Origin of the sequence: Cyanobium sp. ATX-6F1 (assembly GCF_047395825.1) — a bacterium.
In the GTDB taxonomy this organism is placed as follows: domain Bacteria; phylum Cyanobacteriota; class Cyanobacteriia; order PCC-6307; family Cyanobiaceae; genus ATX-6F1.
In genome coordinates this window covers 1,053,012-1,066,591 of sequence record NZ_JBCEBF010000001.1, presented here as the reverse complement: position 1 = coordinate 1,066,591, position 13,580 = coordinate 1,053,012, and the positions used below count along the sequence as shown (strand labels likewise).

Sequence of the window (13,580 nt, the reverse complement as noted above, 5' to 3'; positions counted from 1 at the left end):
GCCCAAGAGACCTCCCTACGTTGCGGACGGACCCCCCTCATGCCTTGGGATGACCCATCCGTTCCGCTTCAGCTTGAACCTGGCCGCCTCCGCCGCCTTGGCCGGTGCACTCGTCCTCAGCGGCTGCTCCAGGACCGCCGACACCGTCAAGGATGCGGCCTCCGGTGCCGTCGATGCGGCCAAGACCGCCGCCACGGCCGGCGCCCAAGGCGCCCTGGCGCCCGCGGTGAACCCGGTGCTGGAGCTGCTCAAGAAAGGCCAGGGTGAGGTGGAGGGCGGCAATCTGGCCGGAGCCTCTACCACCATCGCTGGCTTCAAAGGGCTCTGGGAGAAGGCGGCTCCGGTGATCAAGCCCCTCGCCGGTGACAAGTTCCCCGCCATCGAGGCCGCCGCCGCCAAGGTGACCAGCACCTTCGCGGGCGCCACCCCGGACAAGGCTGCCGCCAGCTCCGCCATCAGCGGCCTGATCGGCCCCCTCTCGGGGCTGATGGGCCAGTAGGCGCAGGCCTGCTTCCACCCAGGAGGCTCGGGGCGGTGACACGCTGGGGGGAGTGACGACCTCCCACCTCCACTGAACCAGGAAACCCTGCTGTTCGAGCCCGCCACCCCGGCGGCCGATGCCCTGCGCACGGTGCTGGCCTTCCCCAGCACCTATTCCGTGGGGATCACCAGCCTGGGCTTCCAGGTGGTCTGGGCGACCCTGGCCCGACGCCCCGATGTGGATGTGCGGCGGCTGTTCACCGACCAGGGGGACCCACCGCACCAGAAAGGCAGGGGCGGTCTCGATCTATTCGGGCTCTCCTTGAGCTGGGAGCTGGACGGCCCTGTTCTGCTGGACCTGCTGGAGCAACAGCGCATCCCGATCTGGAGCCACGATCGCCATGAGACGGACCCGCTCGTGTTCGGCGGCGGTCCGGTGCTCACCGCCAACCCAGAACCCCTGGCCCCCTTCTTCGATGCGGTGCTGCTGGGGGATGGGGAGCTGCTGCTGCCCGCCTTCATCGACGCCGTGCAGGCGCACCGAAGCGCGCCCAGGGCCGAGCGCCTGCGGGCCCTGGCCCAGGTGCCTGGGATCTATGTGCCCTCGCTCTACGCCCCCGCTATGGCTCCGATGGCCGGTTGCTGGCCGTTGAGCCGATCGAGCCGGGCATCCCCGCCACCGTGGCCAAGCAGACCTGGGGCGGCAACACCCTCAGCCATTCCACCGTGATCACCCCCGAGGCGGCCTGGCCCTCGATTCACATGGTCGAGGTGGTGCGCAGCTGCCCGGAGCTCTGCCGCTTCTGCCTGGCCAGTTACCTCACCCTGCCCTTTCGTACCCCCTCCCTCGACGACGGCCTGATCCCGGCGGTGGAGAAGGGGCTGGGGGCCACCCAGCGGCTGGGGCTGCTGGGGGCCTCTGTGACCCAGCACCCTCAGTTCGGAGATCTGCTGGGCTGGCTGGATGCTGACCGTTTCGATGGGATACGCCTCAGTGTGAGTTCGGTGCGGGCCGCCACGGTCACCCCCAGCTGGGGCGGATCCTGGCCAAGCGCGGCAGCAAATCACTGACGATCGCGATCGAAAGCGGCAGCGAGCGCATGCGCCAGGTGGTGAACAAGAAGCTGAGCGGCGAGGAGATCTTCGCCGCCGCCCGTTACGCCAGAGAAGGTGGCCTCACGGGCCTGAAGCTCTACGGCATGGCCGGGCTGCCGAGTGAGGAGGAGGCGGACGTCGAGGCCACCGCCGAGCTGCTGCTGGCCCTCAAAAAGCCACCCCCGGGCTGAGGCTGTCGCTGGGGGTGAGCACCTTCGTGCCCAAGGCCCACACACCGTTCCAATGGGAAGGGGTGCGCCCTGAGGCCGAGAAGCGCCTCAAGTTGCTGGCCAAGCGCCTCAAGCCCAGGGGCATCGAACTGCGGCCCGAGAGCTACGGCTGGAGCGTGATCCAGGCCCTGCTCTCGCGCAGCGATCGGCGCCTGGCGCCGGTGATTGCCGCCGTGCGCGGCCGCCACGAAAGCCTGGGGGGCTGGAAAAGCACCTACCGGGAGCTGGTGGAGCAGGGCCCCGAGCCAGGATCAGCCCCGCTGCCCCCCTGGGGGAGGTGATCCACGACAGCTGGGATCCCCTGCGGGTGCTCCCCTGGGACCACCTGGAGGGTCCCCTGCCCAAGTCCACCCTCGCCGGCCATCGCCGCAGCGCCCTCGATCCGGCCGGGCCGGCCCTCGAAGCGGCGTAGGCCCGCCAGCAGGATCCAGCCGGCGACGTTGATGCGGCTGTCGTAAAAGGGCATGTCGGTGGCATGGAGGGCCACCAGCACCAGGGCCGAGGCCCACCAGGCCCGCTCGAAGACCGGGGCAGCGGTCATCCCCAGCCTCCAGGCCCGGATCAACAGCCAGAGCACCAGGCCCACCAACAGGGCCGCCACCGGCAGCCCATGGCTGAGGGCCAGATCGATCGGCAGGTTGTGGGGATGGCCATGCCAGTGGCCCGTGCGCAGGGGATAAATCACGCTGAAGGCCGCCGCCCCCACCCCAGCCAGGGGCGCTCGGCGATCAGGCCCACGGCCACCGACCACTGGCTCAATCGCGTGATCGCCAGGGGCCGCTGACCGGCGAAGTTGGCATCGCTGAGCCGCACCCAGATCGGATCGGGCACCAGCACCCGGGCCGCGTGCTGCAGGGCCGCCGGCACCATCGGCAGGCTGGCCAGGCCCACCAGCAGCAACCCAGCCAGCAGCAGGGGCAGCAGCCAGCTCCAGGTGAGTGGCCCGGCCACCACCGGCAGCGCCAGCACCAGGGCACCCCAGGCGTTGCGGGAATCGGTGAGGTAGAGGGCCACCGCCTGGCCCAGCACCAGCAGCAGGGCAACACTCCGCAGTTTCCAGCCCAGGCGCCGCTCCAGCAGGGCCGCCAAGGCCAGGGGCCAGGCCAGCGCCAGCCAGGCACCGGCGATGTTGGCGTAGTCGAACAAGCCTGAAAGCCGTCCCGGCGGGTCACCCCCGGCTCGATCCACCAGACCACCAGGCCGTGGAGCGATCGGAACGGACCACTCCAGCCCCACCACAGCTGGCCCAGACCGGTGAGCACCACGGGCACCGTGCCGGCCACCAGCCACAGGGCCGCCTTGCGCCGGGCAGCGGCCGTGGCCACGTAGGGCTGGAAGCCCCAGAACGCCCAGAAGAAGGGCACCCAGTTGCCCAGGCCCACCCAGGCCAGCCAACCGCTGCTGGCCGTGAAGCAGCCCAGCACCATCAGGGCGGCGGCCAGCACCAGCAGGCGGTTCACCCGGTCGCGCCAGAACGGCTCCCGGCCGCGGCTGCCCAGCACCAGCGCCAACAGCAGCAGCAGGGAGCCGAACAGGGCGCTGGAGGCGAGCAGCAACAGACCCAACTGGAAGCATCGCCAGCCCAGGGGATGGGCCTGGGGAGGCCGCTCCGCCAGCAGCTGGCGACCCCAGCGCGCCCTGATCAACTCGAACCGCCCCATACCGACCGGCCCCTCATCTCTCAATCGAACACCGCCGTGCGGCCCCGGTAGACCATCACCTGGCGCCGCAGGTGCAGGCGCAGGGCCCGGGCCAGGGCCAAGCGCTCGGTGTCGCGGCCCTTGCGGATCAGATCATCCACCTCATCGCGGTGGCTCACACCCACGGTGGCCTGGGCGATGATCGGGCCGCCGTCAAGGTCTTCACTGACGTAGTGGGCCGTGGCGCCGATCAGTTTCACACCCCGCTCCCAGGCCCGGTGGTAGGGCTGGGCGCCCTTGAACGCGGGCAGGAAGGAATGGTGAATGTTGATCACCCGCTGAAAGGCCTCCGGGGCGTCGAAGCGCTGCAGGAAAGCAGGACTGATCACCTGCATGTACTTGGCCAGCACCACCAGTTCGATCCCCTCATCGGCCAGCAACTCCAGCTGACGCTGCTCCACCAGCTCCCTGGTGGCGGCACTGATCGGCAGATGCTCGAAGCGGGCACCGAAATCCTCCGCCAGCGGCCGCAGGTCGCCGTGGTTGGAGATCACCAGCGGCACCTGCATCGGCAACTCGCCGGCGCGGGTGCGCCAGAGCAGGTCCACCAGACAGTGGTCCTGCTTGCTCACGAAGATCGCCACCCGGGGCGTCTCGTCGGAGAAATGGACCTGACCCACCCCCTCGAGCCGCTGGGCCAGGGCCGAGGTGGCGGGCACGATCGCTTCGCGCGGCAAACCGAATCCCTCGAGCTGCCATTCGATCCTGCTCAGGAACAGACCCGCCCCCAGGTCGGTGTGGTGGTCGGCATGGCGGATGTTGCCGCCGTTGGCCGCCACCCAGCCTGAGAGCTCACTCACCAACCCCGGACGATCCGGGCAAATCAACTGAAGGATGGCCGTGGGATCGCTCATCGCTTCCCTCCGGACAGTTGCTGAAGCATCGGGGCATTGTGCCGGTTACCGCCGTTAAAGTCGCCCAGCTCGTCCCCCCCCATGGCCGCCCTGCTGGTTTCGACCGTTCGACACTTCCTGGCCATCGGCCTCGCGGTGGTGCTCAGTTTCGCTCTGGCGGCCTGCTCCGGTGAACCTTCCAAACCACCCACCATCAGCTCCGCCGATCTGGCGGTGATCCAGCGCCAGGCCGAAGGCTTCCTGGCCTCCCGCAACGAGCTCACCGAACTGGCCACCCTGGTGAACGACAAGAACTGGGTCTTCACCCGCAACTTGATCCATGGCCCCTTCCAGGAGATGGGGCGGCAGATGCTGTACATCAACCAACGCCTGCTGCCGGCCGATCGCCCCTCGGCCGACCTGCTGGCGGCCCAGGTCAAGAGCTCCCTGGCCCAGCTGGATGAGGCGGCCCGCCTGCAGGACGGTGAGCGCCTGCGCAAGGCCTACATCCAGGTGGCGAGCGGCATCGGTCGCTATGCCCAGGTGCTGCCCCAGGAAGTGAAGACGGCCCTCAACCAGGTGTGAGCATGGCCCCCCGCCGGCCGCCGCCCGTTCGGTGGTGGTGATCGGCGGGGGTTCGTCGGCCGTTGCTGCGCCTGGCTTCTGAGCCGGCGGGGCCACGAGGTACAGCTGATCGATGGGGGCCAGCCGGCGGGCGTGAGAGGGGCAGCGAAGCCGCCCTTGGGCTGCTGATGGCCGACGTCTACCGGCGCCGCAGTGGCCGGGGCTGGCGCCTGCGCCAACACTCCCTGGCGCTGCTGGAGCAATGGCAGGGCCTGCTGGCGGCGGCGGGCCAGCCGGTGGAATTGCGGCGAGGTCTGCTGCTGCTGGCCCATGACGGCGACGACTGGCAGAGGCAGCAGGCCCTGGTGTGCCGCAGCGGAGCCAGCGGGCCGCCGCTGGAACTGCGCACGGCCTCCGCACTCGAAGGGCTGGAGCCCGCCCTGCCCCGCGGCGCCCTGGGGGGATCTGGTCCCCCCGTGACGGCCAGCTCGATCCCAGCCGCTGGGGTGAAGCGCTGGAGTGCGATGGCCGCGCCCATGGCCTGAACCTTCAGCACGAACCGGTGGAGCACCTCGAGCCCGCCCCAGGTCCATCGGGCCGCTGGCGGATACGGATGGCCGGCGGCGCGCAGCTGAGCGCCGACAAGATCGTGGTGGCGGCCGGGCTGGGCAGCGCCCCCTGCTGGAAACGCTGGGGATCGAACTCCCCCTGGAGCCCGTGCTGGGCCAGGCCCTGGAACTGGAACTGGCAGCCTCAACCCCCGAGCTCTGGCCAGGATCACTGGTCTGGCGAGGGATCAACCTGGTGCCCCGGCCCCAGCGGCGGCTCTGGATCGGGGCCACCCTGGAGCCGGGCGAGAGCGCCAGCCCCGATGCGCTGACCAACCTGGCCAACCTGCAGGGTGACGCCCCGACCTGGCTGCGTCAGGCCAGCACCGTGCGCCAGTGGCAGGGGCTTCGGGTGCGACCCGTGGGCCAGCCGGCCCCGGTGCTGATCGAACCGAGGCCCGGGCTACTGGTGAGCACCGGTCATTACCGCAACGGCATCCTGCTGGCACCGGCCAGCGCCGCCTGGGTGGCCGAGCAGATCGAAGCATGAAAAAAGCCCCCGCCGGAGCGGGGGCTGATCTGGATCGCTGGGACCCCGGCGAACCCGAGGGCTTACTTGCTCTCGGTGAACTCGGCGTCGATCACGTCGTCGCTGGCGGCACCGCTGCCGTTGGCGCCCGGTTGGGGGCCGGCCCCATCGGCTCCTGCCGCTCCCGCCTGCTGGTACACCGAAGCACCGGCGGCGTAAAGGGCCTGCTGAAGTTGCTCCAGCACGGTCTTGATGGCGGTGTAGTCCTCTTTTTCGAGGGCCTCCTTGAGCTGCTTGGACAGATCCTCCACCTTGGCCTTGTCTTCGGCGGCCACCTTGTCCCCCAGTTCGCCGAGTTGCTTCTCGGACTGGTAGATGAGGGTTTCGGCCTGGTTCTTGAGGTCGATGCGCTCGCGCTTCTCCTTGTCGGCGGCCGAGTTGGACTCAGCGTCCTTGACCATCTTCTCGACCTCGTTCTCACTGAGGGTGGAGGCGCCGGTGATCGAGATGCTCTGCTCCTTGCCGCTGCCCTTGTCCTTGGCCGTGACGCTGAGGATGCCGTTGGCGTCGATGTCGAAGGTGACTTCGATCTGGGGCACGCCACGGGGGGACGGGGGAATGCCGTCGAGACGGAAGGTGCCGAGGCTCTTGTTGTCGCTGGCCATTTCACGCTCGCCCTGGAGCACGTGGATCTCCACGTTGGTCTGACCATCGACGGCGGTGGAATAGACCTCGGACTTCTTGGTCGGGATGGTGGTGTTGCGGGTGATCATCTTGGTCATCACGCCGCCCAGGGTTTCCACGCCCAAGGAGAGCGGGGTGACATCCAGAAGCAGGATGTCCTTGACCTCGCCGGCCAGCACACCGCCCTGGATGGCGGCACCCACGGCCACCACCTCATCGGGGTTCACCGTCTGGTTGGGGTCCTTGCCGGTGACGCGCTTGACCAGCTCCAGCACCGCCGGGATGCGGGTGGAACCACCCACCATCACCACTTCGTCGAGTTCGCTGGAGGCGAGCTTGGCGTCCTTGAGGGCTTGCTCCACCGGCACCCTGCAGCGGTCAATGAGCTTGGAGGCCAGCTCCTCGAACTTGGCCCGGGTCAGGGTGAGGTCGAGGTGCTTGGGCCCCTCCGGCGTCGCCGTGATGAAGGGCAGGTTGATCTCGGCCTGGGTGGCGCTGGAGAGTTCGATCTTGGCCTTCTCAGCCGCCTCGGTGAGGCGCTGGAGGGCCTGCTTGTCCTGGCGCAGGTCGATGCCCTCGTTGGACTTGAAGCTGGCGGCCAGGTAATCGACGATCACCTTGTCAAAGTCGTCGCCACCCAGGTGGGTGTCGCCGCTGGTGGAGAGCACCTCGAAGACGCCATCGCCCACCTCGAGCACGGAGACGTCGAAGGTGCCGCCGCCGAGGTCGAAGACCAGGATCCGTTCGTTGCTCTTCTTGTCGAGGCCGTAGGCCAGCGCCGCCGCCGTGGGCTCGTTGATGATGCGCAGCACCTCAAGGCCGGCGATCTTGCCGGCGTCCTTGGTGGCCTGGCGCTGGGAGTCGTTGAAGTAGGCGGGAACGGTGATCACCGCCTGGGTGACGGTTTCACCGAGGTACTTGCCAGCGTCTTCGGCGAGCTTGCGCAGCACCTGGGCGCTCACCTCCTCGGGGGCGAACTGCTTGTTCAGCACCGGGCACTTCACCTTCACATTGGCGCCCGCCTTCTCAACCCCGTAGCTGACTTCCTTGGATTCCTCGTTGACCTCATCGACGCGGCGGCCGATGAAGCGCTTGACGGAATAGAAGGTGTTCTCAGGATTCATGACCGCCTGGCGCTTGGCGATCTGGCCCACCAGCTGGTCCTGGTTCTTGGTGTAGGCCACCACCGAGGGCGTGGTGCGGAAGCCCTCGGCATTGGCGATCACGGTGGGCTTGCCGCCCTCCATCACCGCAACGCAGCTGTTCGTGGTGCCAAGGTCAATTCCGACAACTTTGCCCATCGGGGCCCTCCTTTGGAACGGGTGGTTTGAACTGGATGCATCCTCCACACCAGGGGCCTGCCCAGGCGAGGTGTGGTTCCCGAACCGTTCCCGTACGGTGCCTGGAGAGGAGCCCGCAGAGGAGCCCGGGCCGATGCCCCCAACCATCGATGGAGCCACAGCCCTGGTGGGCGTTCTCGGGGACCCGGTGGGTCACTCGCTCTCACCGGCGATGCACAATGCCGCCCTGGCGGAGCTGGGGCTGAACTGGGCCTACCTGGCCCTGCCGACGCCGGCGGCAGAACTGGCCGCTGTGTTGCGCGCCCTCGAAGCCCTCGATTGCCGTGGCCTCAACGTCACCCTGCCCCACAAACAGGCGGCGGCGGAACTGGCGGACGCGCTCAGTCCCCTGGCCCGGCGACTGGGGGCCGTCAACACCCTGGTGCGCCGGGCCGAGGGAGGCTGGATGGGCACCAACACTGATGTGGAGGGGTTCCTCGCGCCCCTGCGGGACGGGAACGGACCTGCTCCGTGGCGGGGCCAACGCGCCCTGGTGCTGGGCTGCGGCGGCAGCGCCCGGGCCGTGGTCGCCGGCTGCGCTGAACTGGATCTCGAGCGGATCAGCGTGGCGGGGCGCCGGGCCGCAAGCCTGGAGCCCTTCATCGAGAGCTGCCGCCCCTGGGCCCCAGGCATCGAAGCCCTGGCCTGGGACGACAGCGATGACCCCGGCGACGGCCCCCTTTCCAGCGCCGTGGCCCAGGCCGATCTGGTGGTCAACACCACGCCCCTGGGCATGGCCGCAGCGGAGGATCCGGCGGCGGCCCAGCGCTGCCCCTCACCCCCGGCCAGCTGGATCGGCTGCGTCCCGGCGTGGTGGTCTATGACCTGATCTACACCCCCGGCCCACCCGGCTGCTGCGGGAAGCGGCGGCCCGGGGCGGCCGCGGCCTCGACGGCCTGGAGATGCTGGTGCAGCAGGGGGCCGCGGCCCTGCGGCTCTGGAGCGGCCTGCAGCAGGTGCCGGTGGAGACGATGCGCCGGGCGGCCCTGGACCGGCTGGAGGGGCCCTAGCCTCAGGCGACCACAACGGGTCCCATGGCGGAACCACCGATCTGGCAGCGGCTGCTGGCGCTGCTGGCCTACCTGCTGCCCTGGAGCGAGGGGGTGCCCTTCGGACGCTCCCTTTACGGGATGTTTCCCGCCTTGCAGTGGCTCAGCCTGCCGGTGATCCCTGTGGTGATGCTGCAGCAGCTGGTGCCCTTCGGCGGCTTCCTGTTGTTCCTGCTGCTGTTCCTGGCGGTGGTGCGCAACCCGAAGGTGCCCTACTTCATCCGCTTCAACGTGCTGCAGGCGATCCTGCTGGACATCGTGCTGGTGCTGCTCACCCTGGCCTTCAACGTGCTGCTCACCCCCTGGGGGCCAGCTTCGCGATCCGCACCCTGAGCAACACCGTCTACCTGGGCACCCTGGTGCTGGTGCTGTTCGCCGCCGTGCAGTGCTTGCGCGGTAAGGAGGCCGACATTCCCACCGTCTCGGAGGCCGTGCGCATGCAGCTCTACTGAGAACCGGCGCCCCGCAGGAAGCTGAGGCTGGGGCTGGCGATCAGGCGCCGCGATAGGGTCATCAATCCGTCGCTGATCAGGCCCATGGCCGATCGGCCTCATCCCCCTCGGCCCGCCCCGCGCCGGCCAGAGTCCTCAACGGAGATTCCATGTCCGAGCTTTATTACGAGACCATGTACATCCTTCGCCCGGACATCCCGGAGGAGGAGGTCGAAACCCATGTCAACAAGTACCGCGACCTGGTGACCGAGGCCGGCGCCGAGGTCTACGAGTCACAGATGCGGGGCAAGCGTCGCCTGGCCTACACGATCGCCAAGCACAAGGAAGGGATCTACGTGCAGCTCACCCACAACGGGGACGGCCAGCAGGTGATCGCCCTGGAGCGAGCCATGCGCCTGAGTGAAGACGTGATCCGTTACCTCACCGTCAAGCAGGACGGTCCGGTGCCCCCGCCACGCACCGGCAGCGTGCCCGTGGCCACCACCTCCACCACAGAGGAAGCGACCGCCGCCGCCGTAGAGGCCTGAGCTGAATGGTTGGCCGTTGGCCTGGAGCCAAGTGCTGGCCTGCCTTGTGGGCGGGCCAACCATCCGATACCGTCCGCGCATGTTCCCGGACGATGGCCACCGCGCCCCGGTCCCCCGTTGGGGCCGGCCCCTGCTGAAGGCCTGTTCATCACCAGAAGCTGACGCGGTTGCGTCATCACCGCCCCGTGATGTGGGGGATGATGGAAGGCCTTCGGGATGGACGCTCGCCTTGGTCACCACCCCATTCACTCAGCCGTCGGCCCGCGAAGCCCTGCTCCGCGACCTGGAAGCCACCCGCCATCAGGTGGCGGAACTGGAAACGCTGCTGGCGGAGCTGCCCGCCATCTTTGAGCGCAAGTTCCAGCAGCAACTGCAGCCGGTGCAGGAGCGCACCAGGCTGCTGGCGGAGGAGCATCAGGCCCTGCGGGAGCAGGCCCGTTTCGCCCTGCAGGGAGCGGCCGAAGGCCAGCCCCCACAGCTGCCTTTCCCCAACGGCTTGGGTTCCTGGACCCGCAAACTGCTCAAGGGCCACAGCTCCGACAGCTCGGCGGCCTGAGCTGCCTTCAGGCCGCAACAAGTCTTCAGCGGCGGCGCTGGGCCGCCCAGAGCCGGGTGGGCAGCCCCCAGACATAGATGAATCCCTCGGCGGCCCGATGGTCGAAACGATCGCCTGAGCCGTAGGTGGCCATGTCGCTCACGTACAGGCTGTCGCTGGCGCTGCGGCGGCCGACCACGGTGGCGTTGCCCTTGTGCAGCTTGACCCGCACCGTGCCGTTGACGCTGGTCTGGGTGCGGTCGAGGAAGCCATCGAGGGCCTCCTTGAGGGGTCCGAACCAGAGGCCCTGATACACCAGGTCGGCCCAGCTGGCTTCGATCTGGCGCTTGTACCGCTGCACATCGGCGGCGAGGGTGAGCGATTCGAGTTCCTGGTGGGCACGGATCAGCAGCAGCAGGCCGGGGGTTTCGTAGATCTCCCGGCTCTTGATGCCCACCACCCGGTTCTCCACCATGTCGAGCCGGCCGAAACCATGCAGGCCGGCCAGCTCATTGGCCCGGCGGATCAGACTGACCGGATCGAGGCGCACCCCATCAACGCTCACGGGATTGCCCGCCTCGAAACCGATCTCGACCACCTGGGGAGCATCGGGGGCGTTCTCAACAGAGCGGGTGAGGGCGTAGATCTCCTCGGGGGCTCCACATCGGGATCCTCCAGGGGGCCGGCCTCGATGCTGCGTCCCAGCAGGTTGAGATCGATGGAATAGGGCGAGCCCTTGCTCACGGGCGACGGGATGCCGCAGCGCTCTCCGTAGGCGATCGTTTCCTCGCGGCTCATGCCCCACTCGCGGGCGGGGGTGAGCACCTTGAGCTCAGGGGCGAGGGCGCCGATGGCCACATCGAAGCGCACCTGATCGTTGCCCTTGCCGGTGCAGCCATGGGCCACCGCATCGGCCCCCACCTCCCTGGCGACCTCCACCAGGCGCCGGGCGATCAGCGGGCGGGCCAGGGCGGTGGAGAGGGGTAGCGACCCTCGTAGAGGGCGTTGGCGCGGATGGCGGGGAAGGCGAACTCGGTGATGAACGGTTCGATCAGATCGTCCACGATCGACTGGCTGGCGCCGGAATCGAGCGCCTTCTGGCGAATCGGCTCCAGTTCATCCCCCTGGCCCAGATCGGCGGCGAAGGTGATCACCTCCTCGACACCCCATTCCTGCATCAAGTAGGGGATGCAGACGCTGGTGTCCACACCTCCTGAATAGGCCAGCACCGCCTTCTTCGCCCGACCCATCAACCCTGCTCCCCTTCGCAATCCGACGATTCTCCCCCGCCGCCCTCCAGCCCACCGTTCGGGAGGGCGCCGAGCGCCCGGGCGGGCCAGCGCAGCACCAGCACCAGGGCGATCAGCGCCGGGGGCCCAACACCAGCGCCATCACCAGCCACGGCTGGATGGGCAGTCGTTCCGGCCAGCGCTGGCCCGCCCAGCCCAGCAGCGCACTCAGCCCCAGGGCCGCGAGCCACACCAGGGCCAGCTCAGCCCACTTGCGCAGCGGCAGCTGCGAGTTGCTGGTGGTGATCGACACAGGAAGTGGCTCCGCTAAGGTCGTGGATTGGTCACCAGGACCCAGCGAGCCCGAGGGCGTTCATGAGCATTCTCGATACCATCAATCCCTCATTGACACGCTATCGGCGCGATGAGCCAGCTCCGGTGCTGCCCTTGCGGGAAGAGCCCGATCTGCTCAGCTGGCTGGAGGCCAGCGGCCGGCTCGTGGCGGATGAGGAAGCCGCCGCTCCCGATGTGAGCACGGTGGAAGAGGAGGAACTCTCGGCGCTGATGGGCGAGAAGGAGGATTACAACCAGGCCGACGAGCCCGCCGAGGAGAACTGGGAAGACTGAAATCCCGTGGCCTAGGGTCCCGCCGAGGCGAGAGCCACGAGCTCCGCCGCACTTGAGGAGATTCGCCGCCTTGGCCACCCCGACTTCGACCTCCAAGGCCGCCAACAGCCCCATGGCGGCGGTTCTGGCCCTGCTGTTGCTGCTGGGTTGCCTGCTGAGCGATGGTCTGGCCAGAGCCCCCCAGCTCACCCCTCCGCTGCTGATCGCGGCGCTGATCACCGCTCTGCTGGGCCTCTGGGGCGTCCCGCGGCTGCGGGCGCTCAAACTGGGCCAGGTGATCCGCCAGGAGGGGCCCCAGGCCCATCACGGCAAGGCGGGGACCCCCACCATGGGGGGCCTGTTGGTGGTGCCAGTGGGGGTGATCGTGGGGGGCTGGTGGCCCCCAGCGATCCGCGCCTGGTGGCTGTGGCCGCCCTGAGCCTGGCCTTTCTGGCGATCGGCGGCCTCGATGACTGGCGCAGCCTCACCAAACGCACCAACACCGGCCTGAGTCCCAAGGGCAAACTGCTGCTCCAGGCCCTGGCGGCGCTGATCTTCCTGGCTGTGGCGGCCCACCAGGGTTGGATCGCCGGCGATGTGGCCCTGCCCCTGGGCTGGGTGCTGCCCCTGGGCCTGCTGATCTGGCCCCTCGGCCTGTTCGTGGTGCTGGCCGAAAGCAACGGCACGAACCTCACCGATGGCCTCGACGGGCTGGCGGCCGGCTGCGGCGCCGTGGTGTTCACCGGTCTCGGGCTGCAGCTGATGCTGCGCGGCCACGAAGGCGACCCCGCCCTGGCGGGCTTCAGCGCCGCCATGGCCGGAGCCTGGCTGGGCTTCCTGGTGCACAACCGCCATCCGGCCCGGGTGTTCATGGGCGACACCGGTTCGCTGGCCATGGGCGCGTCCCTGGCGGCGATCGCCCTGCTCAGCAACAGCCTCTGGCCGCTGCTGCTGATGGGCGGGGTGTTCCTGGCCGAATCCCTCTCCGTGATCGTTCAGGTGTGGGTGTTCAAGGCCACCAAAGGGCCCGATGGCCAGGGGAAACGGGTGCTGCGCATGGCGCCCCTGCATCACCACTTCGAGCTCGGGGGCGCCAGCGAGCAGCAGGTGGTGGTGGGCTTCTGGGCCACATCCCTGCTACTAGTGATGGCAGGACTTGTGCTGCTGCCCTGAACGCCG

The 13,580-nt window shown here is 68.8% G+C and carries 11 protein-coding genes and 6 pseudogenes; 12 read left to right on the top strand and 5 right to left on the bottom strand.

What is annotated here, in order from left to right; all coding sequences use genetic code 11:
* The first annotated feature begins 49 nt into the window (after positions 1-49).
* Together AAF143_RS06355 and AAF143_RS06350 are read left to right on the top strand one after the other, a co-directional pair.
* Positions 50-499: a hypothetical protein gene (locus AAF143_RS06355; RefSeq protein ID WP_255009331.1), complete on the top strand. Its 450-nt coding sequence runs from the start codon at positions 50-52 to the stop codon at positions 497-499.
* Positions 500-631: 132 nt separating this feature from the next.
* Positions 632-2,217: pseudogene (locus AAF143_RS06350) on the top strand (B12-binding domain-containing radical SAM protein).
* Here AAF143_RS06350 and AAF143_RS06345 read toward each other — a convergent pair.
* Positions 2,212-3,466: pseudogene (locus AAF143_RS06345) on the bottom strand (O-antigen ligase family protein); the annotation flags it as partial. The pseudogenes AAF143_RS06350 and AAF143_RS06345 overlap by 6 nt on opposite strands.
* A gap of 20 nt (positions 3,467-3,486) precedes the next feature.
* Positions 3,487-4,359: a formyltetrahydrofolate deformylase gene (purU, locus tag AAF143_RS06340; RefSeq protein ID WP_255009327.1), complete on the bottom strand. Its 873-nt coding sequence runs from the start codon at positions 4,357-4,359 to the stop codon at positions 3,487-3,489.
* Positions 4,360-4,440: 81 nt separating this feature from the next.
* Here purU and psbQ point away from each other — a divergent pair, with 81 nt between their 5' ends.
* The 3 genes and pseudogenes from psbQ to AAF143_RS06325 all read left to right on the top strand — a co-directional run bounded on the left by psbQ (position 4,441) and on the right by AAF143_RS06325 (position 6,000).
* Positions 4,441-4,923 carry a photosystem II protein PsbQ gene (gene psbQ, locus AAF143_RS06335; protein ID WP_255009326.1) on the top strand — a complete coding sequence of 161 codons (483 nt, stop codon included), beginning with the start codon at positions 4,441-4,443 and terminating at the stop codon, positions 4,921-4,923.
* 346 nt (positions 4,924-5,269) lie between these two features.
* Positions 5,270-5,518, top strand: a pseudogene (locus AAF143_RS06330) (hypothetical protein); the annotation flags it as partial.
* Positions 5,422-6,000, top strand: a complete 579-nt coding sequence (locus AAF143_RS06325) for an FAD-dependent oxidoreductase (protein WP_414026657.1) — start codon at positions 5,422-5,424, stop codon at positions 5,998-6,000. The pseudogene AAF143_RS06330 and the gene AAF143_RS06325, both read left to right, overlap by 97 nt.
* A 62-nt stretch (positions 6,001-6,062) precedes the next feature.
* On the opposite strand, the gene dnaK is transcribed toward AAF143_RS06325, so the two are convergent.
* Positions 6,063-8,111, bottom strand: coding sequence for a molecular chaperone DnaK (gene dnaK / locus AAF143_RS06320; RefSeq protein ID WP_261358989.1), 2,049 nt, complete (start codon positions 8,109-8,111; stop codon positions 6,063-6,065).
* Between dnaK and AAF143_RS06315 the strand changes: the two genes are divergently transcribed.
* The 5 genes and pseudogenes from AAF143_RS06315 (at position 8,098) to AAF143_RS06295 (ending at position 10,587) form a co-directional block, all read left to right on the top strand.
* Positions 8,098-8,832, top strand: a complete 735-nt coding sequence (locus AAF143_RS06315; RefSeq protein ID WP_414026656.1) for a shikimate dehydrogenase — start codon at positions 8,098-8,100, stop codon at positions 8,830-8,832. The two genes, dnaK and AAF143_RS06315, sit on opposite strands and share 14 nt — an antisense overlap.
* A 73-nt stretch (positions 8,833-8,905) precedes the next feature.
* Positions 8,906-9,013 carry a hypothetical protein gene (locus tag AAF143_RS06310; RefSeq protein ID WP_414026655.1) on the top strand — a complete coding sequence of 36 codons (108 nt, stop codon included), beginning with the start codon at positions 8,906-8,908 and terminating at the stop codon, positions 9,011-9,013.
* Between the two features lie 24 nt (positions 9,014-9,037).
* Positions 9,038-9,504 (top strand): annotated as a pseudogene (locus tag AAF143_RS06305) (Tic20 family protein).
* Positions 9,505-9,653: 149 nt separating this feature from the next.
* Positions 9,654-10,031, top strand: a complete 378-nt coding sequence (gene rpsF, locus AAF143_RS06300) for a 30S ribosomal protein S6 (protein WP_255009318.1) — start codon at positions 9,654-9,656, stop codon at positions 10,029-10,031.
* A 229-nt stretch (positions 10,032-10,260) separates the two neighbouring features.
* Positions 10,261-10,587 (top strand): hypothetical protein, encoded by a 327-nt coding sequence (locus AAF143_RS06295; protein ID WP_255009317.1) that lies wholly within the window; start codon positions 10,261-10,263, stop codon positions 10,585-10,587.
* A gap of 25 nt (positions 10,588-10,612) precedes the next feature.
* Here AAF143_RS06295 and AAF143_RS06290 read toward each other — a convergent pair.
* Positions 10,613-11,816: pseudogene (locus AAF143_RS06290) on the bottom strand (argininosuccinate synthase).
* Between the two features lie 112 nt (positions 11,817-11,928).
* The gene (locus tag AAF143_RS06285) at positions 11,929-12,108 is read right to left on the bottom strand and encodes a hypothetical protein (RefSeq protein ID WP_414026654.1); all 180 of its coding nucleotides are present in this window, start codon (positions 12,106-12,108) and stop codon (positions 11,929-11,931) included.
* Between the two features lie 62 nt (positions 12,109-12,170).
* On the opposite strand from AAF143_RS06285, the gene AAF143_RS06280 reads away from it, so the two are divergent.
* Complete coding sequence (locus AAF143_RS06280; RefSeq protein WP_255009311.1) at positions 12,171-12,422, top strand: DUF3134 domain-containing protein; 252 nt, start codon at positions 12,171-12,173, stop codon at positions 12,420-12,422.
* 112 nt (positions 12,423-12,534) lie between these two features.
* A pseudogene (mraY, locus tag AAF143_RS06275) lies at positions 12,535-13,574 on the top strand (phospho-N-acetylmuramoyl-pentapeptide-transferase).
* Positions 13,575-13,580 lie beyond the last annotated feature (6 nt).

Excerpts from the sequence above, each read along its gene's own strand:
- dnaK (WP_261358989.1), bottom strand. The coding sequence starts at position 8,111 with ATGGTTGGGGGCATCGGCCCGGGCTCCTCTGCGGGCTCCTCTCCAGGC.
- AAF143_RS06310 (WP_414026655.1), top strand. The coding sequence starts at position 8,906 with ATGCTGGTGCAGCAGGGGGCCGCGGCCCTGCGGCTCTGGAGCGGCCTG.
- rpsF (WP_255009318.1), top strand. The coding sequence starts at position 9,654 with ATGTCCGAGCTTTATTACGAGACCATGTACATCCTTCGCCCGGACATC.
- AAF143_RS06280 (WP_255009311.1), top strand. The coding sequence starts at position 12,171 with ATGAGCATTCTCGATACCATCAATCCCTCATTGACACGCTATCGGCGC.
- psbQ (WP_255009326.1), top strand. The coding sequence starts at position 4,441 with ATGGCCGCCCTGCTGGTTTCGACCGTTCGACACTTCCTGGCCATCGGC.
- AAF143_RS06315 (WP_414026656.1), top strand. The coding sequence starts at position 8,098 with ATGCCCCCAACCATCGATGGAGCCACAGCCCTGGTGGGCGTTCTCGGG.
- AAF143_RS06355 (WP_255009331.1), top strand. The coding sequence starts at position 50 with ATGACCCATCCGTTCCGCTTCAGCTTGAACCTGGCCGCCTCCGCCGCC.
- purU (WP_255009327.1), bottom strand. The coding sequence starts at position 4,359 with ATGAGCGATCCCACGGCCATCCTTCAGTTGATTTGCCCGGATCGTCCG.